Consider the following 21697-nt stretch of genomic DNA (forward strand, 5'->3'; position numbering starts at 1 on the left):
AGGCGCAGCTAGAGGGGCTCCACGCCGCCTTCGGCCCGGCGGCGCTCTACGAAGTCGGTGAGCTCGACGCGGATGGCGTCGTCCATCGGCGGCTCTTGGTAGTCCGCCAGCAGCTGCTTCCAGATGCGGTTCGCCCGCTGGGTGGCGTCGAGAGCACCGTCTTCGTACCACGTCTCGAAGTTGCGCCAGTCAGACAGCATCGGCTCGTAGAAGGCGGTGTTGTAGCGCTCCAGCGTGTGCGCGGCGCCGAAGAAGTGGTTGGCCGGGCCGACCTCGGCGATGGCGTCGATCGCCAGGGAGGCATCGTCGATGACGGTGGGCTGCAGCATGGCCCGGATCATCTGAATCATCTCGGCGTCGATGATCACCTTTTCATACGAGGCGCACAGCCCGCCCTCGATCCAGCCGAGGCCGTGCAGCACATAGTTGATGCCGCCGACGATGCACGCCCACAACGACATCTGCGACTCGTAGGCGGACTGAACATCTGGCGCGTTGGAGGCGTTGGCGTTGGACGCGCGCAGCGGCAGGCCGTATCGGCGGGCGAGCTGACCGCTGATGATGGTGGCCTTGGCGTACTCGGGAGTGCCGAATGCGGGTGCGCCCGAGCGCATGTCGACGTTGGAGGTGAAGCTGCCGTAGACGACGGGAACGCCGGGGTTCACGATCTGCGACAGCGTGATGCCCGCGAGCGCCTCGGCGTTCTGCAGCGTCAGCGCGCCGGCGACGGTGACGGGAGCCATGGCGCCCGCGAGCGTGAACGGCGTGAACACCACGGGCTGGCCGTGGCGGGCCAGCTCGATGGCGCCTTCCAGCATCGGCGCGTCGTACACGAGCGGCGAGTTGGCGTTGACGACCGTGTGGATGGACGGCTCGCGCAGCAGCGTGTCGTGGTCGATGCCGCGGGCAATGCGGGCGATCTCGATGGCGTCGCTGACGCGGGTGCGGCCCAGCGAGTAGCAGAACCCCGGCTTGGTGGACAGCGTGTACATGGCCGACACGGCATCGAGGTGGCGGGTCCGCACGTCGAGGTCGATGGGCTCGACGGAGTGACCGGTGCACGTGTCGGCGGCGTCGAGCGCCTCCTGCAGGCGCAGCATGTTGCAGTAGTCGACGTAGTTGCCGGTGACCCGGCCGCGGTCCAGGTCGGAGACGTTCGGCGGGCTGCCCACCATGCCGAACACCACCCAGTCGGCCCCGAACTTGACGCTGTTGGCCGGATCGCGGGCGTGCAGCGTGAACTGCGACGGCGCCAGCGCGACGTGCTCGGTGACCATTTCGGGCGGAAACCGCACCCGCACGCCGTCGTCCGAGCTGGCACCGGCGTCGCGCAGGATCTGCACCGCCTCGGGCAGCAGGAAGTTCATGCCGATCTCGGACAGCACCCGCAGCGACGACTCGTGGATGCGCTCCACCTCGTCGGCGCTGATGAGCTCGAGGGGCGTGAAGGTGTTGCGTGCCTGCTGTCGAGGCGCCGCCGGAGCCGCGGCGGCATCCCGACGTTTACGGCCTCGACGCGTCACAGCAGCGCACCGTACGGTGCTGTCTGGTTCAGGTCAATATGAATGAGATGCCGGATATGCATGAACAGAATGTCAGACACGCAATCCGGCCAGGATGGCCGCCCGCTCGTCATCGGACGGCGGGCGACCCACGTAGATCTCGAAGTAAGAGGTGCAGGACTCGATGCGGGCATCCAGCGGCACGTCCACCTCGAGCTCGTACCACCCCATCTGCAGGTAGTACATGGTGCGGGCGCGGTGCAGGGCCATGGTGGGGTCGGGAACCTCGGGCGCCAGCATCGCGATGAACGCCTCCACCCGCCGCTCGTCGGCCGCCCGGAGACGCTCCCACAGCTCAGGGTTGCTCCGCCCCCAGCGTCGCACCGCCACCTCGAGATGCGGGTCGAATCGTTCCATCGAGAGCCAGCAGCGCATCAAGGCGATGTACCGCTCGATGATGCCGCCGTCGCGGGTTGCGGCCGCGATGATCGTGCCCGAGTTGGTCTCCTCCCACACCTCGAGCAGGCGGTTGAGCAGCGCTTTGTGATTCTCGAAGTGCCAGTAGAAGCTGCCTCGGGTGACGTCGAGCTCGCGGGCGAGCGGCAGGATCTTGACGGCGCCGATGCCGTCGTTGACCAGCACGTCCAGCGCGGCCGTCACCCAGTCATCAGCGCTCAGGCGCGCCCGCTCAGCCATCGGGTCACCCTAGCCATCTGCCCGGGCGTGGCGATTTGGACGCTTGTCATGATGGGAGCAACAACTTTGGGAGTCATTGCTCCCACAATCGGCCTACCCTGAGCCCGTGCGGGTTGAAGAGCTGGCGTCGGCGCACTCGGTGAGCGTCGACACCGTGCGCTACTACCAGAAGATCGGATTGCTGCACCCGCCCACTCGTCAAGGGCGGGTGGCGGCCTACGACGAGAGCCACGATCGACGGCTGGGCGAGATCCGGCGCATGGCCGAAGCGGGCTTCTCACTGGCACAGATCGGCCGGCTCGGTGATGGCACCGACGAGCCGATGCTGGTCGCATTGGGTGCCCGCCGTGACGACACGTTGACCTTCGACGAGCTGGTGCAGCAGTCCGGACTCGACGCCGAGCTCGTCCGGCTGGCGACCGACACCGGCTTGGTTCGACCGCTGCGCAATGCGCTGCGCAGCAGCGACGACGAATCAGTGCTGCACAGCAGCGACGACGAATCAGTGCTGCGCAGCAGCGACGACGAATCAGCGAAGCCGGCCAGCGGCGGCACAGACGCGCTGTACAGCACCGGTGCGCTGACGATGCTGCGTGCAGCGACCGAGCTGCTGGCCGCCGAGATGCCGCTCGATGATCTCGTCGGCCTCGCGCTGCGACACGCGTCGAACATGGAAGCCGTCGCCGCGGACGCGGTCGAGCTGTTCGCCGACCGCTTCGCCGACCGGCCCGTGGCGGAACGTGCCGAGCTGGCGGCCCGCCTGATCCCGCTGGTCACCGACTTGGTGGCTCAGCACTTTCGTGAATCGCTCGTCGAGCGTGCCACCGAGCGCATCCTGTCCGGCGACATCGCCGATGTGACAGCAGGGGCGTCGAACCCGCCCGGCACCTCGGCGGGACTGCGCGCCCGGCAGGCGCTGACGCTGGATTGCCGTGAGCTGTCCGGCGAGCTGGACCCGCTGGCGGTATTCGCAGCCTCCGATACGCATCAGCGGGTGTACTGGGCGTGCCCGGGCGACGACTTGGAGTTCTGCGCGCTCGGCAGCGTCTTCGAGGCCGGCGCCGAGGCCGGCGCCGACCGCTTCGCCTCCGTCGCTGAGGCAATGAGCTACCTCGATGTCACGGTGAGCGGCGCCAGCGGTGATCCGACAGGACCCCTGCTCGTCGGAGGGTTCGCCTTCAGCGACGAGCAATCGCCGGCAGGCTCCGCGTGGGAGGCGTTCGGCAGGGGTCGGCTGACCCTGCCCGAGGTGCTCTTGGTGCGCAGAGGCGGCACGGCCTGGCTGACAGCAGTGCCGGGTGCCGACGTGAGCCCGATCATGGCTGCGGCTCGATCGGGCGTCGAATCGGTCTGCGCGACCTGTGGAGTGGCCGACGGCAGCGGTGTCTGCGGTCTAGAGGCTGAGCCGAATGGCGAAGCCGGGGCCCGAGCGGCCCGTGAGCCCGTATCCAATTGGAATTGCGAACACGAGCGGGAAGCAACAGGCGATGCAGCGGGAAGGTGCACCGATCCGCGCACGCGCGCAGTTCCGGCGGCGTGCGTCGATGACGACCCCGAACTGGCCGAGGGTCCCGCGAGGGATCTGAACGCGGCGGCGTTGGCCGCGCTCGGCGGGAGTCATCAAGTCGACGACGACTACACCAAGCTGGTGCGGCGCGCCCTCGAGCGGATCGCCGAAGGGGGGCTGGACAAGGTCGTGACGGCCCGGGAGCTGCACATCGCGTCGGGGCTTGAGCCCATCGCGGTGCTCAACCGCCTGCGGTCGCGCTACCCGTCGTGCGTCACGTTCGCATTCGGGCGCGGGCCGCACACGTTCTTCGGCGCCACGCCCGAACAGCTGGTGAACTGCGACGGGCTGCGGCTGCAGACCGACGCGCTGGCCGGTTCGGGGCGCCGTGTCGGCGATCCGGCACGCGACCGTGAGCTTGCCGCCGAGCTGCAGCGAGATCCCAAGGAGCTGACCGAACACGCGATGGTCGTCACCGACGTGCGCGACACGCTGCGAGCGTGCGGCGCAGCACTTGATGCCCCCTCGCCGACCGGCGTCATGGAACTGCGGCGCATCAGGCACCTGCACACGCCGATCAGCGGGCGCGTCCCCACCGGCACGACGGTGCTGGAGCTTGCGGCCGCCCTGCACCCGACCGCGGCAGTCGCAGGACTCCCGCGGCGCGTCGCCCGCGAGTGGATCTCATGCCACGAGGACTTCGAACGCGGCTGGTACGCAGCTCCGGTCGGCTGGACGACGCTGGACGGGCGGGGCGAATTCCGCGTCGCGTTGCGCTGCGCGCTGACCGGTCCCGGCGAGACCCGGCTGTTCGCGGGCGGCGGCATCGTGGAGGGCGCAGTGCCCGATGCCGAGCTGGCCGAGACCAACATCAAGCTCGAGGCCCTCCTGCACGCGCTCGAGGACGACTGAGCAGCAGCATGCAGATCTCCAGCGACGATGCTGCCTATCTGGCCTGCCGGTCTCTGTGCGAGGGGTTGGTGAGGGCGGGCGTCACCGATGCGGTCGTGTCGCCGGGTTCACGGTCGATGCCGCTGGCGCTCACCGTCGACGCCACCGCCGGGCTGCGCACCTGGGTCCGGATCGACGAGCGGTCCGCCGGGTACTTCGCGCTCGGGCTGGCCAAGGGGTCGAGCCGGCCGGTGATGCTGGTGTGCACCTCGGGCACGGCGGCGGCCAACTACCTGCCGGCGGTGGTCGAAGCCCACTACTCCGGCGTGCCGCTGGTGGTGGTGACCGCGGATCGGCCGCCAGAGCTGCGGGGCTGGGGCGCCGGGCAGACCATCGACCAGCACTCGTTGTACGGCAGCCACATGCGCTGGTTCTGCGAGACCCCGGTGGCGTCGGAATTGCCGCCGCCGGCGGCAGAGCGGTGGTTCGGGCTGGCTGCGGCCCGAGCTGTCTCGCTGGCCACCGGCGCCGATCCCGGTCCCGTCCATCTCAACGTGCCGTTTCGAGAGCCGCTGGAGCCGCTGCCGTGCTGACCGACTGGGCACAGGCACATGAGCGGGGCGTGGTGGTGGCCGGGCCCATGTGGGACGGGGATCGCTGGTCGGATGCGGTGACGGAGTTCTGCCGCCGCACCGGGTGGCCGCTGCTGGCTGAGCCGTGCTCGCAGCTTCGGCGCGAGCTGGACGGAGTGGCGGTGACCGATCATCACGATCTGCTGCTGCGCACGCCCTGGGCGGATGATGAACCGCCCGAGGCGGTGCTGCGTGTCGGCGGTGCGCCGACGTGCAAGCCGCTGCGACTGTGGATCGAGCGCCACCGGCCAGCATTCGCGCTGGTGGATCCGGCCAACACCTGGACCGATGCGAGCTTCAGCGTCTCGCTGCATCTGCCCGCCGGGCCGGATGCCGTTGCCGACGCAGCCGGGAAGCTGCCCCGAGGGGCATCCGGGTGGGCGCAGCGATGGGCCGACGCTGATGCTCGCGCTGGCGCGGCAATCGACGGTGTGCTCGACGCCGAGCCGCTGCTCGAGGCAGGCGTGGCTCGCCAACTGGGTCGCAGCCTTCCGGGGGGTCACGCGCTGTACGTGTCGAATTCGATGCCGGTGCGCGATGTCGATTCGTACCTGCGCGCCCGCGCCGAGCCGCTGGCCGTGCATGCCAGCCGCGGTGCGAGCGGCATCGACGGCGTGATCTCTGCCGCCAGCGGTGTCGCGGCGGCGGGCACGCCGACCACGGTGCTGGTCGGCGATCTGGCGTTCCGCCACGATCTCGGCGGGCTCGTCGGAACGTTCGACAGTCCTGCGCTGCTGGACCTCACGGTCATCGTGGTGGACAACGGCGGCGGCACGATCTTCTCGTTCCTGCCGGCCTACGGCGTCGTCGACGCCGGCGCTTTCGACCGGCTGCTCACCACGCCACCCGGGCGCAGCAGCGCGGAGCTGGCAAGCGGGCTGTCGGCCGCCCTCGGCTTCGAACATCACCGAATCCGGTCGTGCGAGGCGCTGGGCGAGCTGCTGGCGCAGTCTCAACTAGGCAGCGGCCTGCGGGTCATCACCATCGACGTCGATGCAGACGCGAACCGCAACCAACATCGCCGGATCGCCGAGGCAGTCGAGATCGCCCTCGCCGCTGGGAACCCGGACTTGCGGTGAACAGCGGAGATTCGCTGTTGCGGCTCGCCGCCGAGGTGAGCGGGGACGGCGAGCCAGTCATCGTCATCCACGGCTTCACCGGCAGCGGCGCGGCGATGGCACCGCTCATCGACCGGCTGGACGGCTGGCGGCGCATCGCGGTGGATCTCCCCGGTCACGGCCGCAGCCCGGCCCCGCCGGAGCTGCCGTACTACAGCGTCGAGGCCATGGCGGAGTCGATTGCCGGGCTGGCAGCCGCCGTCGACGGGCCGTGTCACGTCATCGGCTACTCGATGGGCGGGCGGATCGCACTCGCACTCGCTGTCGCGCATCCCCATGTGTGCCGATCCCTCACGCTCATCAGCGCTACTGCGGGGATGGACGACCAGGCCGAGCGTGCCCGCCGCCGACAGGCCGACGAGGCGCTGGCGGACCGGATCGGCCAGCACGGCCTCGAGCAGTTCGTCCAAAACTGGATGGCAGCGCCGATGTGGGACACGCTGCGGGCGCGCCTCAGCGAGACCGAATGGGAAGCCTCGATGCATCAACGGCGCAGCTGCGATCCGGTGGGGCTGACGAACTCGCTGCGGGTCGGCGGGACAGGATCGATGACGCCCCTGTGGGACCGCTTGGTCACGCTCGCCGTGCCGACGTTGGTCGTGTGCGGGGAGCTGGACGCCAAGTTCGTCGAGCTCGGCCGCCGCATGTCGGAGCGCCTGCCGGACAGCGAGCTTGCGGAGATGCCCGGAGTCGGCCACGCCGTCCATCTGGAGACCCCCGACCTCTGCGCTGACACCGTCGCTGACTTCATGCACCGAGCACCTTGAATGGGCGAGCGCCGACGAAGCTGCTTGGAGCCTTGGCGTTGCCGTGGGATGGGGCTGCTGTGTTCGGAGCTTGTCGAGCTTCTTGCCCCGCGACCTTGCTGTTCTCACATCGCGCTTGAACTGCGACGATCGGACAAGGGTGAGTCCGTCAGATCCCAAGGTCTTCAAAGAGGTTTTCTGGGCTGTCGAACCGCGTGCCGTTGTCCGCATCGAGTTCGTCCATAGCCGCGAGGGTGGTGGCGTTCGGCACGTACAGGGCGAATGGCAGCCGTTGCTCCTCGGCGATGCGCACCATGAGCAGGCGGACCGCATCAGAGATCGACAGCCCCATTGCCTGGAGCGCCTCGGCGGCTCGCGCCTTGGTGTCGCTGTCTATGCGGGCTCGAATCACGGTGTCGGTGCTCATTGCGGCTTCCTTCCGTCCCTCGCCCAGTGTAGCTCCAATGTAGCTACAGCGTTTGCCCGGCCGTCCGACAACTGAGCGCGAACGACACGGCCGACGCGCTCCGAGTCGTCGGACAGTCCCCAGTAGTCGCCTAACCCTCCGGCAACGGAAACTCGAAGGCGCCGGGCAGCAACTCGGCGACGGTTGTGTGCTCGTTGACGGCACAGTCAGGGCCGCCTGCTTCGAGCAGCAGCTGCCGGCAGCGGCCACACGGGGCGAGCAGATCGCCGTTCGCGTCGGTGACCGTCACCGCGACCAGGCGGCCTCCGCCGCTGCGATGCAGGTCGCAGACCATGGCGCACTCGGCGCACAGCGTCAGCCCGTACGAGGCGTTCTCGACGTTGCAGCCGGTGACGATGCGCCCGTCGTCGACGAGACCTGCCGCGCCGACATGGAAGTTCGAGTACGGCGCATACGCCATGCGAGACACCTCGTGCGCCCGAGAGCGCAGATCTGCCCATCCGATGGCTGTGTCATCGCTCATGTCGATCATGGCTCCCGCGTCGTCTGAGCGACGAGAGTACGAGCCAATAGCGTTCAGCCCGTGCAGGTGACGCTGCGGGAATTCGAGCTGCCACTGCTGCGGCCGCTGCAGACCGCGCACGGCTCGATCACGGTGCGGCGAGGAATCGAGGTGCGCGTCGGCGAGGACGCCTGCGTCGGGGCGGGCGAGACGGCACCCTTGCCGGGCTTCGGTGTCGAGACCTACGACGAATCTCTGGCAGCGCTGGAGCGCTGGGCTGAGAACCCGGAGGGCGAGCCGCCCAGCGAGCCGTGCGCCGCCGCCGCAGTGGAATCAGCACTCACCCAGCTCGACGCCGAGATCGAGGGCGTCACGCTGTCCAAGCTGCTGACCGAGGCCGCGCCAACCCAGCGGCGCATCGCCACCCACGCGCTGGTGGCCGATCTGGATCCCGAGGTTGCTGCCCAACGCGCTGCGCACGCCGCCGCGGCGGGTCATCTGGCGGTGAAGCTCAAGGTTGCTGCCCACCATCACGACGACTCCGGCGGCGACGGCAGCGCGACTATGTCCCTCACCGACCAATCGGTGCGCATTGTGCACGTCCGCCGCGCCCTGCCTGCCGGCGTGGCCCTGCGGCTGGACGCGAACGGCGGCTGGGATCGCTCCACGGCAGTGAAGGTGCTGCGTCCCGTCGGCCACCTCGACATCGAGTTCGTCGAAGAACCCACGCCTCAGCCGGCTGACTGGGCACAGATCAGCCGCACGGTCGGCATCAGGGTCGCCGCGGATGAACATCTGCGCCACGCCGATGCGCTCGACCGGCTGATCGAGGTGGGGGCCATCGAAGTCGCCGTGCTCAAGCCGGCCGTGCTGGGCGGCCCGCACGCCGCCTATGACATGGCCCGCCGGGCGGCGATGCGCGGCGTGCGCTCGGTGGTGTCGTCGTTCATCTGCGGACCTGCCGGGTTGCGGATTGCCCGCGAGACCGCCGTCGCGGTCGATCCGCGTGGCGTGCACGGCATCGGCACCGCCACGCTGTTCGCCGATCCGATGCCCGAAGACGTGACACCCGCCGGTGGTTACCTGCCGGTTCCTACCGAGGCTTCAGCCAGCGCCGCGTGAGACCGGACAGCGCGAGGGTTGCGAGCATGCTCGTTCTTAGCGTTTTGCAGGATTTTTAACGTAATCACTTATAAACAAAGCAGATCGCTATAATCTGAGCGTGGACCCAGTGCGCAACCCGTACAGCCCGGGCGCGGGCTCGCCTCCGCCTGCGCTTGTCGGACGCGACGCTCAGCTCGACGCCTTCGATATCGCCGTGCAGCGCTTGGGCATCGGCCGGTCGGCAAAGAGCCAGCTGCTCACCGGGCTGCGGGGGGTCGGCAAGACCGTGCTGCTGCGCGAGTTCGGACGGATGGCCGAGTCCCACGGGTGGACGCATGTGCCGACCGAAGCCACCGACGACCAGCGCTTCGTCGAGTCGATGGCCATGCTCGCCCGCAAGGCGCTCCTGCGGCTCTCGGCCGGACGCCGAGCCGTCGATCGCGTTCGTCGGGCCCTGGGCATCCTGCGCTCGTTCTCAGCGCGGTGGAACCTGCCCGACGGCAGCGAGTTCGCACTCGGATTCGACCCCGTTCCCGGCTTCGCCGATTCGGGAGCGCTCGACGACGACCTGGCGGGCCTCTTCATTGCAATCGGGGAACTCGCTCAGGATCACGACGCCGGCGTCTTGTTCACCATCGACGAACTCCAATACCTCAGCCAACGCGAGCTGTCGACGCTCATCGTGGGCCTGCACCGCGTCAGCCAAGAACAGCTGCCGTTCATGATCGCCGGCGCGGGGTTGCCGTCGCTGCCGTCTTTCGCCGGCGAAGCGAGGTCCTATGCCGAGCGGCTCTTCGCCTTTCCGGTGATCGACAGCCTGCCCGCCGAAGAAGCCAGCGAGGCCCTGAGCGTGCCCGCTGCAGACGAAGGTGTCACCTGGCAGCCCGGTGCGCTGGAGCGCATTGTCGATCTGACGGATGGCTATCCCTACTTCTTGCAGGAGTTCGGCAAGCAGGCCTGGAATATCGCCGCGGGTCCAGACTGCATAACAACTGCCGATGTCGCCGCCGCCGCCGCGGTCGCCGTCGACGAGCTGGACAGCGGCTTCTTCCGAGTCCGCATCGGCCGCACGACCGACGCCGAACGTTCCTACCTCGCGGCGATGGCCTCTCTCGGACCAGGCCCCTATGGCTCAGGCAAGGTTGCGACGGCGATGGGCAAGACCACCACCCAGGTCGGACCCCACAGGGACTCGCTCATCAAGCGTGGCCTCTGCTACTCCCCCCGGCACGGCATCATCGATTTCACCGTTCCGATGTTCGACCAATTCATCCGCCACTGGACGGCCTGAAGCACGACCACGACTCGACCTGCGGCATCCGTGCAGTCCGCAACCTGCTCCGTCGCCGATTCCCCGTCGTCGCGATGTTTGAGTTCGGCAAGCTCGAAGCCTGAACGATCATTCAGTTCTTGACCATGAGATTGGCAGACGGTCGTTGAGCGCGCCTGAGCGGCCTCAGCGTCGGATCTACGCGTCGACCGACTCAGATTGCGACCGTTGACCCACTTCACGATCCGCGAGCCTGCGGGTCATCCGCTTGAGCAGCCGAAACCGAGACGTTGCCGTAGTCACTCGTCGGGGACCATCCGCTGCAGGGCGTGAGGAATGTCCAATAGACCTCACGCTTCGCATTTCGAATTGCCTCTGCAAGGTTCGCAAAGTACTCCTCGCTGCCGTGCTCGTACTCGCTGAGGGCCGCTGCGAGGTGATCTCGCAGGGCTTGGTCAACGCCAAGCTGGCCGGTATCGATCTTGTCGGTGTCCGTCCAGAAGCCGCATTCCGCCACCACTCTTGCGCCACCGGCGACCCAACGCGCATAGGCGTCGTCGGACTCGTCGCCGTCAGGGGACACCCAGATCTCATTCTCGAAGAATCCGAAGTCGGCAAATGCCGACACCGTCTGCCCCGCTGGGACGAGCAATCCCCCCGTATCGCCGACTCGATATCCGAAGGACGCAGCTTGCCCGTCGCCATACAAACCGCCGCTCAGCGTGCGTATACGCACATCTCTGTCGCTGCCGTTGCTCAACGTCCATGTGCAGTCAGCACCTCCAGAGAAGGCGATTGTGACGTCATCGTGCGGATCACTCGGGTCCACAGTCTCGAAATCGCCTTCGCGTGTCGTCAAGACGCTGCCATCGGGAAGTGTGATGTCGCGCTGAGTGAAGGCAGTCGAGTAGCTGCAGCTCAGAGAGGCCTGAACTCCGGTCGTCGGATCGGACGCCGAGCCGCCCGCCTCGGCAGACGTACTAGTACCGGCGGTGGTGTCGCCTGCGGCGCGGCGGCCCACGAGGCGAGCGGTGGCCCACCGGTCGGTGCCGGACAGGCGCGTCATCGAACGGCCTGCGATCTTCGTTGTCGGCACCGCCGCGGCGCCGCCCACAACGAACCCGCCCGCGTTCGCGGCCGCCAAGCGCTGTTCCTGGTCCGCTGGCATGGCCTGGTCGCGTGGCCCGGCAAGGACGATGCAGTCGCTGCCGATCACCCCAGCGAGCATCGCAGCGGCATATACATCCGACTGCGCCGCCGCATCAGAACCCACCACGATCGGCACCTCACCCGCACACGACCCCTGCGACTGCGGCGGCACCGCCACGCCGCCGATCCTGGGAGGCACGTTCTGCGTTGCTGACGCATCGGGCGCCACACCCGCGGCGTGCTGGCCGACGCGACGGGCGGTGGCCCAGCGATCCGGCCCGAACAGACGGGTCATCGTGCGGCCTGCGACTTTCGCGTCCGGCACTGCCGCAGCGCCACCGACAACGAAGCCTCCTGCGTTCGCGGCCGCCAGACGCGCTTGCTGGGCCGCCGCCATGGACTCGCCCCGCGGACCTGCCAGAACAATGCAGTCGCTGCCGATCACCCCGGCCAGCATCGCAGCGGCATAGACATCCGACTGCGCCGCCGCATCCGAACCCACCACAATCGGCACCTCACCCGCACACGACCCCTGCGACTGCGGCGGCACCGCCACCCCTGCGGCTTGCGCCGACACTGCACCGGCGGGAACCAACATGACAAGCGTGCCGAGCAGGCACACGGCCACGGCGGCGGCGCTCGCGCGCCTAGTTAGACCGACACAACGGGGGGGGGGGGGGGGGTACGAGTCATGGGCGGCGAACCTAGCATCGCCGGCCATCTCGATGCGCAACTGCACATCTCCGGACGCCGAATATAGATGTAACGATGTTTCGCCATGGGACCACGGACCCCGGAAGATGCGTTCGCGGCCCAAAGTGCGGGGCATCGGCACCGCCATGCTGTTCGCCGATCCGCTGCCCGAGGATGTAACGCCCGCCGGCGGCTACCTGCCGGTGTCCGACGCAGCTTGAGTGCCGACGATCGTCTCGACCCATCGCGCCTGTCGTGGCCCGAGCGCTTCGCCTGGGAACACGCGGGCCACGATCTCTGCGACGTCGGCAGCAGAGCGGATGTTGCCGTGTCTCAGCAAGCGACGGAAATCGGATTCGTCGGTTCGACGTGCCGAGCGTGCCTTCATGGCGATCATGTGCTCGACGGATGCGGCCACAACCGACAGGCCCGGCTGCTCATAGGCGATCGCACCGTGGCGGTCATGCTCCGGCGGCATGTACATCGTGGCCTGTTCGTTGATCCATGTGGTCGGCCAGCCACGTTCGCGGGCGATGTCGTGCGCTGCCCGCATGACCTCGTCGTAGCCCACAGAGATCGAGGCATCCACATCGCGGGTGAGCCGATGCTCGTCATACATCAACGCCATGGCCGCACCGCCGACAACGTAGATGCGGGCGATCACGCCTCTGTTGGAGAGCCGCCGGGCGAGATCGTCGAATGCGCCACGGATGTCCGATGCGTCGAGCGGTTCCACGCCTACACCACCGTGAGCTCTTCCCGCGGGATCCATATGCCGTGAGCTTCGAAAACGATCGGCGTGGTCACGATCGTCCGGATCCGGTCGTAGTCGTGGCAACCGCCTGCGTACCAGAATGCGCGCAGATGGCGTTCGCGCTGCCGCGTCCAAGCGGGCGGCTCGATGCCGTCTTCGATGCAGCGATGCTCCACGTAGGCAGCCAGGAACGCATCCCAGCGCAGATCCACGCTGGCCGGCTCGCGGCTGACCAGCGCCGGACGCTGCTCGGGCGGCGTGCTCTCCCACACCATCCCGAAGTCGTGCAGCAGCAACCGCAACCGCCACTCGTCGCCCTCGGTGCGCAGCGCGGGGACATAGCGCCACAGTGCATTCGGCGGCTGATCGCTCTGCCCCTGGCTCCTCGCACCGTCGTCAGCCGCTTCTGCGCTGCCGGGATCGGCCATGACCGTCAGCGTAACGAGGCGGAGATTGCAGCCGGGAAGACCCCGTGCGATGACGCAGTCGCTTCTCGCGAGGTTTGCGTCTACAGGCGCCAGCGTTGGGCTTTGCCTAGCGGGGTTTTGGGCAGTTCGTTGACGAGTTCGAGGGCTTGGGGGGCGCAGTATGCGGGGAGGTGCTCTTTCACTGCGTCGCGGAGTGCTTCTAGGTCGGGGGGCCGCGCAGGGTCCGTCGGGACGATGACGGCAGTGACGGCGTGGCCCCAATCAGGGTCGGGTCTGCCGACGACTGCGACTTCGGCTATGTCGGGCAGGTCGGCCAGGATTCGCTCGACTGCGACAGGCCACACGTTTTCGCCGCCGGTGGTGATCATGTCGTCGACTCTTCCGAAGACTGACAGTTGGCCCTCCTCTGACAGGGCGCCGGCGTCGTCTGTGGGGTACCAGCCGTCGCCGGTTCTGGGGTCGGTGCCGTCGCGATAGCAGCGCAGCAGCATCGGGCAGCGCAGTTGCACCTCGCCGTTCCGGATGCGCAGATCGACGCCGTCGAGCGGCCAGCCTTCGTAGACCACACCGCTGAACGTCTCGGTCATGCCGTAGGTGGCGACGGTGTTCGCGGGGCGTTGAGGGGGCATGGCGGAGCCGCCGAGCAGGATCGCCCGGAACGCTGAGGGGTCGATGCGGGCGAGGGCGGTCGGCACCAGGGCAGTGAGCGTCGCGCCCTGGCGGGCTGCCGCCTCGACAGCGGTCGCGTCGAATCCGTCGTGGACTTCCAGCGGCGTGTCGGTGAGCAGTGCACGGACCACCACCGCCAGGCCGCCGACGTGCGCGAGCGGCAGGCACGACAGCCAGCGGTCGGTACTGGGGTCGACTGCCAGCGCGGAGCTGGTCGCCATGGCGTTGGCCTCGACGGCGGTGTGGGTGAGCACGGCGCCTTTCGGCTCGCCCGTGCTGCCGCTGGTGGCCATGACCAGCGCATCGCCCGGCTCGACGTTCCAGCCGCCCCGGCGCCGGTGACGGCCGGTGCTGTCCACCACAAAGCTGGCGCCCATGCGGTCCACCAGCGACTCCTGGGCAGCACCGGGCAGCCGCTGATCGACCGGCAGCACCGCGTCGCCGGCCTCCCAGGCGCGCTGCAGTTCAGCGACGAATCGCTCGCCGCCTCCCAGCGCGAGCGCCACCAGTCGCTTCAGGTCTTCAGCCCAGTCGCTTGTTGATGTCAGCTACTGCGTCGATCAGCGAATTGTTGACCGCCGTCAGTTCCTCGAAACGCTGATCGACCTTCTGTTCGATCTGATCCATGCGCTCGTCGACACGGTCAAAACGCTCGTCGACACGGTCAAGGCGCTCGTCGACACGGTCAAAACGCTCGCCGATCTGGCTGAACATCTCGTTCAGAAAATCCCGAGTCTCGTCCGGTGTCACGATCGTCCTCCTCGTGTCTGGACACGGTACTCGTCAGCATCGCGAACTCACTGCCAATTTCGCCGCGCATGGGCGCGAGACTGTCCGCAGCATGGGCACGGCAGCTCCGACGCCCACGCTGCGCTGGACCGGGGACAGCATCGAGATCATCGACCAGACGCGACTAGGCGACCGGCGGGGAGGCAGGCCCGACTGACACCCAGCGCTGAAAGCGGCTGCGCCGACCGGCCTCGGTGGGGCGCACGAGATTGCGGTCTTCCAGGCGACGCAATCGCTTGCGGATCGCCGCCGGTGTCACACCGAAGTGTTCGGCGAGTTCCTTGGTGCTGCGCGGCCCATCCGACAACGCGTCGATCATCAGTTGATCCCGCTCAGTCGGCAGCCCCGCTGGGATCGCCACCTCAGCATCGCCATATGACCTGGTCTGCCCGGACGGCATCGGCGCGGCTCCACCGCGACGGATCGCAGTGGAAGCGGCGACGGCTGCGCTCGGAACGCTCGCCGTCGCCCGCTCGCCGTTGCCCGCGTCGTCAGCAGGAGACCCCGACGGCACACCATCAGCGAGATGCCACGATGCCCACCGTCTGCCGCCTCGGCGCTCGATGAGTTCCTCGTCACGCAGCGCTGCGAGGTCGTTCGTTGCCTCGACGGCGCTGGCACCGGTGAGCGCCCGGTGGGTCCGGTTGTCGATACTGCCGTGACGACGGATATGCGCAAGCGCGAGACGCTGGCGATCGCTGAGCGACGGGCGGCCGTGCCGGTTCGCTTCCAGCACGGACAGCCATGCCGTCGCGTCATCGTCGAGCACAGTGTGATTCCAGAAGACAACCCGGAACTCGGTGAGCGAGTGTTCGAACTCGGGCGGCGCGAGCCCAGCGGCGCGCAGGCTCTCCGCGACTGCCAGCAGCCCGGTCCCGAAGTTCTCGCTCACGGTCCGGCTGCCCTCCGTTGTCGGAAGGTCGCGCAAGAGCTTCGCCAAGTGGCTGTTGCGCGCTGCCGTCACCGGCGCGGTGAGCAGGCGGTCGGGGTCGATGGCGCCGTACAGCCCGCCCGGACTGGCGATCTCCAGGCGGTCTGGATACAGCGTCAGCATCACCGGCTGGCCTTGAGCAGCAGAGTGGTAGTCGCGATGCATCAGGGCGTTCACGACTACCTCTCGCACCGCGTCGAGGGGGAACTCCCAGTGGTCTTCTCTCCAGAGGCCCACGACGACAGCGCGCCGGCGGGTGCTGCGGCGTATCGCCTCTGCCGCTGTCTCGAGCATCGCCGGAATCGACCCGTCGATCGGCTGGCTGTCCAGCAATCGTGTGCCATCGGCAAGCGGTGCTCCGCTCGTCGTGGGATAGGCAGCGAACGCGATCTCAAGGCGCGGGAAGTAACGCTGCGGATATCGCCCGAGCGCGAGCAAGCCCGCCAACGAGACGACTTCCGCGGGTGGGGCGCCGGTCGCCGAGCCGTCGGCCGTGGAGTGGCGCGCTTCGACGAGCACTCCGAGCAGTCGGAGACATGCGGCTTCGTCATCCGGCCATTGACGCGTGCCGCTTCGGGAGCGGAGCCGGCGCAACAGTGCATCGACCAGTTCGGGATCGAGATCGGCAGTGCTTGTGCCATCGACCGGTTCGAGATCGTCACGCGGCTGGCCTCTGGCGGCATGCAGCGCATGATGCTCGTACGCCGTGAGACGGCGATTACCGTCGTGAGATCGTATGTACGCCAACGGCGGGCGGGTCTTCGGGTCTGCCACGACTGAGCACGGCTTCGCGGCCGCATCGGTTTCGGGCACATCTGCAACCACGACGAGGGCACCATCCACACGGCACACATCGATCTCAGGCCGCACCGGCGGTTCGAAGTCCTTGCTGCACCGCGACGCCAAGTCTGACGCGAGCTTCGCCGCGTCGGCACCCGTCGGAAGGAAATCAAGTTCAGAGAGACCAAGGACGATCATGTCACCCAATCTCTGGGCGCCTCCGCAGCGCCTAGGCGAAGAACGGGCGCAGGAGTCAGTGAGCGTCACGAGGGACGCGTGCGCATGATGGCCAGAGTGCGGAGCCGCCGTCAGGCCAGCAAGACTGTCGGTGGCATGACACCTCCGAGATCCGCGCTGACTCCCGACCCCGGACGTTTGAATCGCGGCACGACGCCGACGCTGCGCTGGACCGGCGACAGCATCGAGATCATCGACCAGACACGGCTGCCTGCGCAGCTCGCGCTGATCGACGTGCGTGATGTGGCCGCCGCTGTCGACGCCATCGAGCGGCTCGTCATCCGGGGCGCGCCGGCACTGGGGGCGTTCGGGGCGCTCGCGCTGGTCGTCGGCCTGGACGAGACCCAGCCCAGCTCGATGACCGACGCCCACGCCGTGCTCGAACGGCTCAGGACCGAGATCGGCGATGCCCGACCGACTGCGGTCAACCTGCGCTGGGCAGTCGACCGGACGATCGACGCCGCGCTGGGCGACGCGGCGGTCCGCAGCGTCACCGATCTGCGCCGGCGGCTGCTCAGCGAAGCCTTGGCCATCAGCACTGAAGACGCGCAGGCCTGCGCGGAGATCGGGCGGCTCGGCCGCGAGCTGCTGCCGGAAGCCACCGTGATCGCCACGCACTGCAATGCCGGGCGGCTGGCCACTGCAGGCACGGGCACGGCACTGGCCATCGCCTACGCAAAGGCTGCTGAAGGTGAACCCGTGCGCGTGCTGGCGGCTGAGACGCGCCCGCTGCTGCAGGGCGCTCGGCTCACTGCGTGGGAGCTGGCCGACGCGGGCATCGATGTATCGGTGGTCGCCGACGCGGCGATGGTGTCGCTGATCGCCGGCGGCGAGGTGGACGCCGTGATCGTGGGAGCGGATCGCATCGCTGGCAACGGCGACACCGCCAACAAGATCGGCACGCTGATGCACGCCCTGGCTGCTGCCGAGGCGGGCATCGGCTTCTACGTCGCGGCGCCGACCACGACGATCGATCCGGCGGTGACGTCGGGTGATCGCATCGTCATCGAGCAGCGAGATCCCGACGAGGTGCATCACGCCGGCGGCAGCCGTCTCACGCCGGTCGGCGTGGAGGCGATCAACCCGGCCTTCGATGTGACACCCGCACGCCTGATCAGCGCGATCATCACCGACGCAGGTGTCCTGCATCCGCCCTATGGCGAATCCATTGCTGCAGCTCTGGCCGCAACCCGTTGTGGGCAACCGGGAGATCGCCGATGCTGAATCGCTGGGATGACACCGAAGCGGCACGCTGGGCTGAACTGGGCGATCTCGGCGAGATCACCTACGGCTCGCGTCTCGTCGGTGCCGATCCGGCGCTGGTGCTCCACGGCGGCGGCAACACCTCCATCAAGGGAAGCAGCACCGACGCCTGGGGCGAGCCGGTCCCGACACTGTGGGTGAAGGGCAGCGGCTGGGATCTCGCCACCCTCGAGCCGCCTGGCTTCGCGCCGCTGCGCCTCGAGCCAGTCCGGCGCCTGGCCGATCTGGACGAGCTGAGCGACACCGAGATGGTGAACCAGCTGCGCATCCACCTGCTCGACGCCTCGGCGCCGAATCCCTCCGTCGAGGCGATCCTGCACGCGCTGCTGCCGCAGCGAGCGGTGCTGCACAGCCACGCCGATGCCGTCCTGGCACTGACCAACACCGCCGACGGCGACGCACGGGTGCGAGACCTGTGGGGCGATCGGGTCGTCGTGGTGCCGTACGTGATGCCGGGATTCGACCTCGCCCGCGTCTGCGCCGCCGAGTGGCGGGCACAGGCCCACGACGGCACCGAGGCGATGGTGCTGCTGAACCACGGCATCTTCACCTTTGGCGAGACCACCCGCCAGGCGTATGACTCGATGATCGATCGGATCAGCGAAGCAGAGCAGTCCCTCGCCCGGGCCGGCGTGCCGTCATTCGGTGAGGCCGGCGCGGGCGCGGCAGATAACCGCAGCACGCGCAGCATCGGCCCCGACGAGGCCGAGACGGTGGCGGAGCTGCGAGCCGCTCTTTCGGCTGCTGCCGGCGTGCCGGTGGTACTGCGCGCCGTGCGCGACCCGCGTGCCGAAGCGTTCTGCACCCGCAGCGATGTGGCGTCGGTGGCACGCCGCGGGCCGGCGACGCCGGACCACATCATTCGCACCAAGCAGTTCCCGATGGTGGGTCGTGACGTCGCTGCGTTCGTCGACGGCTACCGCTCATACTTCGAGCGCAACGCCGCCCGGCACGACGCCGACGGCCCGCAGACTGCGCTCACGATGCTGGACCCGGCACCGCGTGTGGTTGTGGACTCCGGGCTCGGACTGTGGACCGCCGGGCACAGGGCAGCCGACTGCGACATCGCCGCGGACATCTACCTGCACACCATCGACGTGATCTGCGCCGCCGAGGCGCTGGGGGGATACGTCGCACTCAGCGAGGCCGAACTGTTCGACGTGGAGTACTGGGAGCTCGAGCAGGCCAAGCTGGCTCGGGTGGGTGCGTCGGCCGCCCTGGCCGGCCAGGTGGCGCTCGTGACCGGAGCCGCTTCGGGCATCGGGCGCGCCGCGGCCGAGGCACTCGCTGCCGCGGGCGCCGCGGTGGTCGGCATCGACCTCGCGCCGGCGCCCGAGGGCGCCACCGGGCCGGCACGCCACCACGCGGTCGCTGACGTCACCGATTCCGCGGCCGTGACCGATGCCGTTGCAAGTGCGGTCGAGCGTTTCGGGGGCATCGACATCGTGGTGGTCGCAGCCGGCATCTTCGGACCCTCGGCGGCGCTGGGAGACCTCGTCGACGACTCCGGCCTCGGAACTGCCTGGCAGCAGACCTTCGACATCAACGTGAGCGGCGCGGCGAACACGCTCGCCGCGGGGCATCGCGTGCTGCGGCACTCCCCGGCGGGCGGGCGGGTCGTCATCGTCGGCTCGAAGAACGTGCCGGCGCCCGGCAGGGGCGCAGCGGCCTACTCGGCGTCGAAAGCTGCGCTCACCCAGCTCGCTCGCGTCGCGGCACTCGAATGGGCCGCCGACGGGATCACCGTCAACGTCGTGCACCCCGACGGCGTGTTCGACACGGGGCTGTGGTCGGATGACCTCATCGATCAGCGCGCCGCTGCCTACGGGCTCACGTCCGAGCAGTACCGGCAACGCAACCTGCTCGGCCACGAGCTGGCCTCAGCTGACGTCGGCGAGCTCATCGCCCAGATGTGCGGGCCAGCCTTCGCCCACACCACCGGCGCACAGATCCCCCAAGACGGCGGCAGCGACCGAGTTGTCTAGTCGCCGCCAGCGGCCATATGGCCGAAAGCAGCGGTCGCGCACATGGTCCCAAGCGAAGACGTTACATGTTCCTTGGTCACCACAGTCCTTATACGCATTGCGAACTACTCGTTCGGAAACAACGAGTTCTCACCGGAAGGCCGGTAGGAGCGAATTGATTCAACGGTTTCACCAATCTCGACCACTGGAGCGTGTTCCTTAATGAACTTCGCGTAAGCGGCACGGGCGCGGTTGATCAATTGTGTATACGTCATCACTCGGATTCCATATCCTCGGAGCGACTCCTCATCAAGTTTGCGGGTCTCAGGATTTTGCCAACCGACCGGTGGTTTTTCCAGTAAACAGATAGCCTCCACGGGGTACCGACTCTCATCTGGGTCTTGACCGATATCCTGCTTGACCGCCGCAATATAATCATTCACTTGGTCTTCGATTTCCGTTTTTCGTACACTGACTGACGGCCTCTTCAACTCAATAATCACATGCATTCCTGAGATGCGACGATACCGGATATCGGGACGCACCTCCTCTCGATTCCGGATTGGTACGCGATCAACGGCGTTTTGAATTCGCTGCTCCATGTCCGAGTATTCAGTCGCTCGCTCCCAAGCTGGATCGAGAAGCCACAAATGATCAAAAATATATTTTTGTAGCACCTTTTCGTACTCATTTTCATCCACCCGCTGTTCAAACTCGCGAATGATTGCAAGGCGCTCACGGACAATTTCAAGATAACGAATCGCTTCGATCGCGTCCATATCTGCGAGCCATGTGAGAAATGCCTCGATGTTATGCTCGTCGATATTCTCAAGCTCGTCGAGGGCATTCTTTGCCTTGAGGTGTTCAAATCCTAACACCGCGGTTGCATAGAACTTGTGGCGGTGCTCATCATCCATATTTGCGACATCGATGCCACGAAACACGCTGCGTGCGGACTTCTTCAGCGACTCCGCCAGGTTGTCGTACCATTGTTTTACGTGGGGATTGGAGTTGATCGCGGTGTCGAATTCTCGCTGCTCTTTTAGCTTGTTTGTTTCGATCCAAATATATCTGAGTTCGGTTTCAACGAACTTCTTCAGGGCCAAATAGTGCGGATGGTCCTCGGCGAGACGCTGCCGGCTTGTCGTTGCGATATCGTCATCACCCTCGTCGAGGAAATTCGCATGAATTTCGCCAAACATAAATTTCGTTATCATCCCACCCAAACGGTACTCTTGCAAAATGTCCTCTTGTGCTACCTTTCCGCGCATCAGAATTGTTATCTTGTTTAAGTTGTCGTCCTGCTCGCCCGTGCGATCGTCAAGGTCATTGGATCGCTGTGCAATTGCAATCCAGCCTTTGACTTCGTGCGGTCCGGTATCATTGGCGGTACCACTGCCATCGAATCTTGAATTACGTAAAAAGGCGAGCGGTTGGCCGCTGTCTTCCGAGCGGTCTAGATTCGAACACAGCGCTGCATAATCGTATATGCCATATTGAAAGATGAATCGGGCCTTGCCGAAGTAGTCACGGTCAGAGAATCCAACTGTAGCCCCATTGACTGATATTTCGAAATCCTCAGCCAGCAAACCGAACCGGCGGGCAATTCGCATCCGCGTCCCACGCGTTAGCGATCGCTTCCGAA

General features: G+C 67.2%; 18 protein-coding genes and 1 pseudogene. 8 read left to right on the forward strand and 11 right to left on the reverse strand.

The features are described from left to right. Positions 1–8: 8 nt before the first annotated feature. Both ACOGXQ_RS12170 and ACOGXQ_RS12175 read right to left on the reverse strand, forming a co-directional pair. On the reverse strand, positions 9–1523 hold the full coding sequence (locus tag ACOGXQ_RS12170) for a trimethylamine methyltransferase family protein (RefSeq protein ID WP_419943926.1): 1515 nt from the start codon (positions 1521–1523) through the stop codon (positions 9–11). Positions 1524–1595: 72 nt separating this feature from the next. Further along, entirely contained in the window at positions 1596–2198 is a 603-nt protein-coding gene (locus ACOGXQ_RS12175) for a TetR/AcrR family transcriptional regulator (RefSeq protein ID WP_419943927.1), read from the reverse strand. A gap of 106 nt (positions 2199–2304) precedes the next feature. On the opposite strand from ACOGXQ_RS12175, the gene ACOGXQ_RS12180 reads away from it, so the two are divergent. From ACOGXQ_RS12180 to menH, 4 genes are read left to right on the forward strand one after another with little or no spacing between them, the layout of a single operon-like run. After that, complete coding sequence (locus ACOGXQ_RS12180; RefSeq protein WP_419943928.1) at positions 2305–4617, forward strand: isochorismate synthase; 2313 nt, start codon at positions 2305–2307, stop codon at positions 4615–4617. Between the two features lie 8 nt (positions 4618–4625). Continuing rightward, positions 4626–5189, forward strand: a complete 564-nt coding sequence (menD, locus tag ACOGXQ_RS12185) for a 2-succinyl-5-enolpyruvyl-6-hydroxy-3-cyclohexene-1-carboxylic-acid synthase (protein WP_419943929.1) — start codon at positions 4626–4628, stop codon at positions 5187–5189. Continuing rightward, positions 5183–6307 (forward strand): hypothetical protein, encoded by a 1125-nt coding sequence (locus ACOGXQ_RS12190; RefSeq protein WP_419943930.1) that lies wholly within the window; start codon positions 5183–5185, stop codon positions 6305–6307. The genes menD and ACOGXQ_RS12190 overlap by 7 nt, the downstream gene beginning before the upstream one ends. Then, entirely contained in the window at positions 6304–7113 is an 810-nt protein-coding gene (gene menH / locus ACOGXQ_RS12195) for a 2-succinyl-6-hydroxy-2,4-cyclohexadiene-1-carboxylate synthase (RefSeq protein ID WP_419943931.1), read from the forward strand. Before ACOGXQ_RS12190 ends, menH begins: the two co-directional genes overlap by 4 nt. A gap of 148 nt (positions 7114–7261) precedes the next feature. On the opposite strand, the gene ACOGXQ_RS12200 is transcribed toward menH, so the two are convergent. Both ACOGXQ_RS12200 and ACOGXQ_RS12205 read right to left on the reverse strand, forming a co-directional pair. Further along, entirely contained in the window at positions 7262–7519 is a 258-nt protein-coding gene (locus ACOGXQ_RS12200) for a type II toxin-antitoxin system RelB/DinJ family antitoxin (RefSeq protein ID WP_419943932.1), read from the reverse strand. Between the two features lie 151 nt (positions 7520–7670). Further along, positions 7671–8042, reverse strand: a pseudogene (locus ACOGXQ_RS12205) (cytidine deaminase); the annotation flags it as partial. 60 nt (positions 8043–8102) lie between these two features. Between ACOGXQ_RS12205 and menC the strand changes: the two are divergent. Further along, positions 8103–9143 (forward strand): o-succinylbenzoate synthase, encoded by a 1041-nt coding sequence (gene menC / locus ACOGXQ_RS12210; RefSeq protein ID WP_419943933.1) that lies wholly within the window; start codon positions 8103–8105, stop codon positions 9141–9143. Positions 9144–9243: 100 nt separating this feature from the next. Continuing rightward, positions 9244–10416 carry an ATP-binding protein gene (locus ACOGXQ_RS12215; RefSeq protein WP_419943934.1) on the forward strand — a complete coding sequence of 391 codons (1173 nt, stop codon included), beginning with the start codon at positions 9244–9246 and terminating at the stop codon, positions 10414–10416. Between the two features lie 217 nt (positions 10417–10633). On the opposite strand, the gene ACOGXQ_RS12220 is transcribed toward ACOGXQ_RS12215, so the two are convergent. From ACOGXQ_RS12220 to ACOGXQ_RS12245, 6 genes are all read right to left on the reverse strand, one after another. After that, positions 10634–12172 (reverse strand): hypothetical protein, encoded by a 1539-nt coding sequence (locus tag ACOGXQ_RS12220; protein WP_419943935.1) that lies wholly within the window; start codon positions 12170–12172, stop codon positions 10634–10636. Between the two features lie 258 nt (positions 12173–12430). Further along, positions 12431–12973 carry a nucleotidyl transferase AbiEii/AbiGii toxin family protein gene (locus ACOGXQ_RS12225; protein WP_419943936.1) on the reverse strand — a complete coding sequence of 181 codons (543 nt, stop codon included), beginning with the start codon at positions 12971–12973 and terminating at the stop codon, positions 12431–12433. A gap of 2 nt (positions 12974–12975) precedes the next feature. Then, the gene (locus tag ACOGXQ_RS12230; RefSeq protein ID WP_419943937.1) at positions 12976–13419 is read right to left on the reverse strand and encodes a hypothetical protein; all 444 of its coding nucleotides are present in this window, start codon (positions 13417–13419) and stop codon (positions 12976–12978) included. An 80-nt stretch (positions 13420–13499) separates the two neighbouring features. Then, the gene (locus ACOGXQ_RS12235) at positions 13500–14594 is read right to left on the reverse strand and encodes a class I adenylate-forming enzyme family protein (RefSeq protein WP_419943938.1); all 1095 of its coding nucleotides are present in this window, start codon (positions 14592–14594) and stop codon (positions 13500–13502) included. Positions 14595–14610: 16 nt separating this feature from the next. Then, positions 14611–14838 (reverse strand): hypothetical protein, encoded by a 228-nt coding sequence (locus ACOGXQ_RS12240; protein ID WP_419943939.1) that lies wholly within the window; start codon positions 14836–14838, stop codon positions 14611–14613. Positions 14839–15001: 163 nt separating this feature from the next. Next, a complete protein-coding gene (locus tag ACOGXQ_RS12245) occupies positions 15002–16786 on the reverse strand; it encodes an ATP-binding protein (RefSeq protein ID WP_419943940.1) in 1785 nt (594 codons plus the stop codon). Between the two features lie 135 nt (positions 16787–16921). On the opposite strand from ACOGXQ_RS12245, the gene mtnA reads away from it, so the two are divergent. Further along, positions 16922–18049 (forward strand): S-methyl-5-thioribose-1-phosphate isomerase, encoded by a 1128-nt coding sequence (gene mtnA / locus ACOGXQ_RS12250; RefSeq protein ID WP_419943941.1) that lies wholly within the window; start codon positions 16922–16924, stop codon positions 18047–18049. Beyond that, positions 18043–20073 carry a bifunctional aldolase/short-chain dehydrogenase gene (locus ACOGXQ_RS12255; protein WP_419943942.1) on the forward strand — a complete coding sequence of 677 codons (2031 nt, stop codon included), beginning with the start codon at positions 18043–18045 and terminating at the stop codon, positions 20071–20073. The genes mtnA and ACOGXQ_RS12255 overlap by 7 nt, the downstream gene beginning before the upstream one ends. Positions 20074–20177: 104 nt before the next feature. Here ACOGXQ_RS12255 and ACOGXQ_RS12260 read toward each other — a convergent pair whose 3' ends face one another. After that, a complete protein-coding gene (locus tag ACOGXQ_RS12260) occupies positions 20178–21665 on the reverse strand; it encodes a hypothetical protein (RefSeq protein ID WP_419943943.1) in 1488 nt (495 codons plus the stop codon). Positions 21666–21697 lie beyond the last annotated feature (32 nt).

It is taken from the genome of Candidatus Poriferisodalis sp. (assembly GCF_965208485.1).
Lineage (GTDB): Bacteria > Actinomycetota > Acidimicrobiia > Acidimicrobiales > Poriferisodalaceae > Poriferisodalis.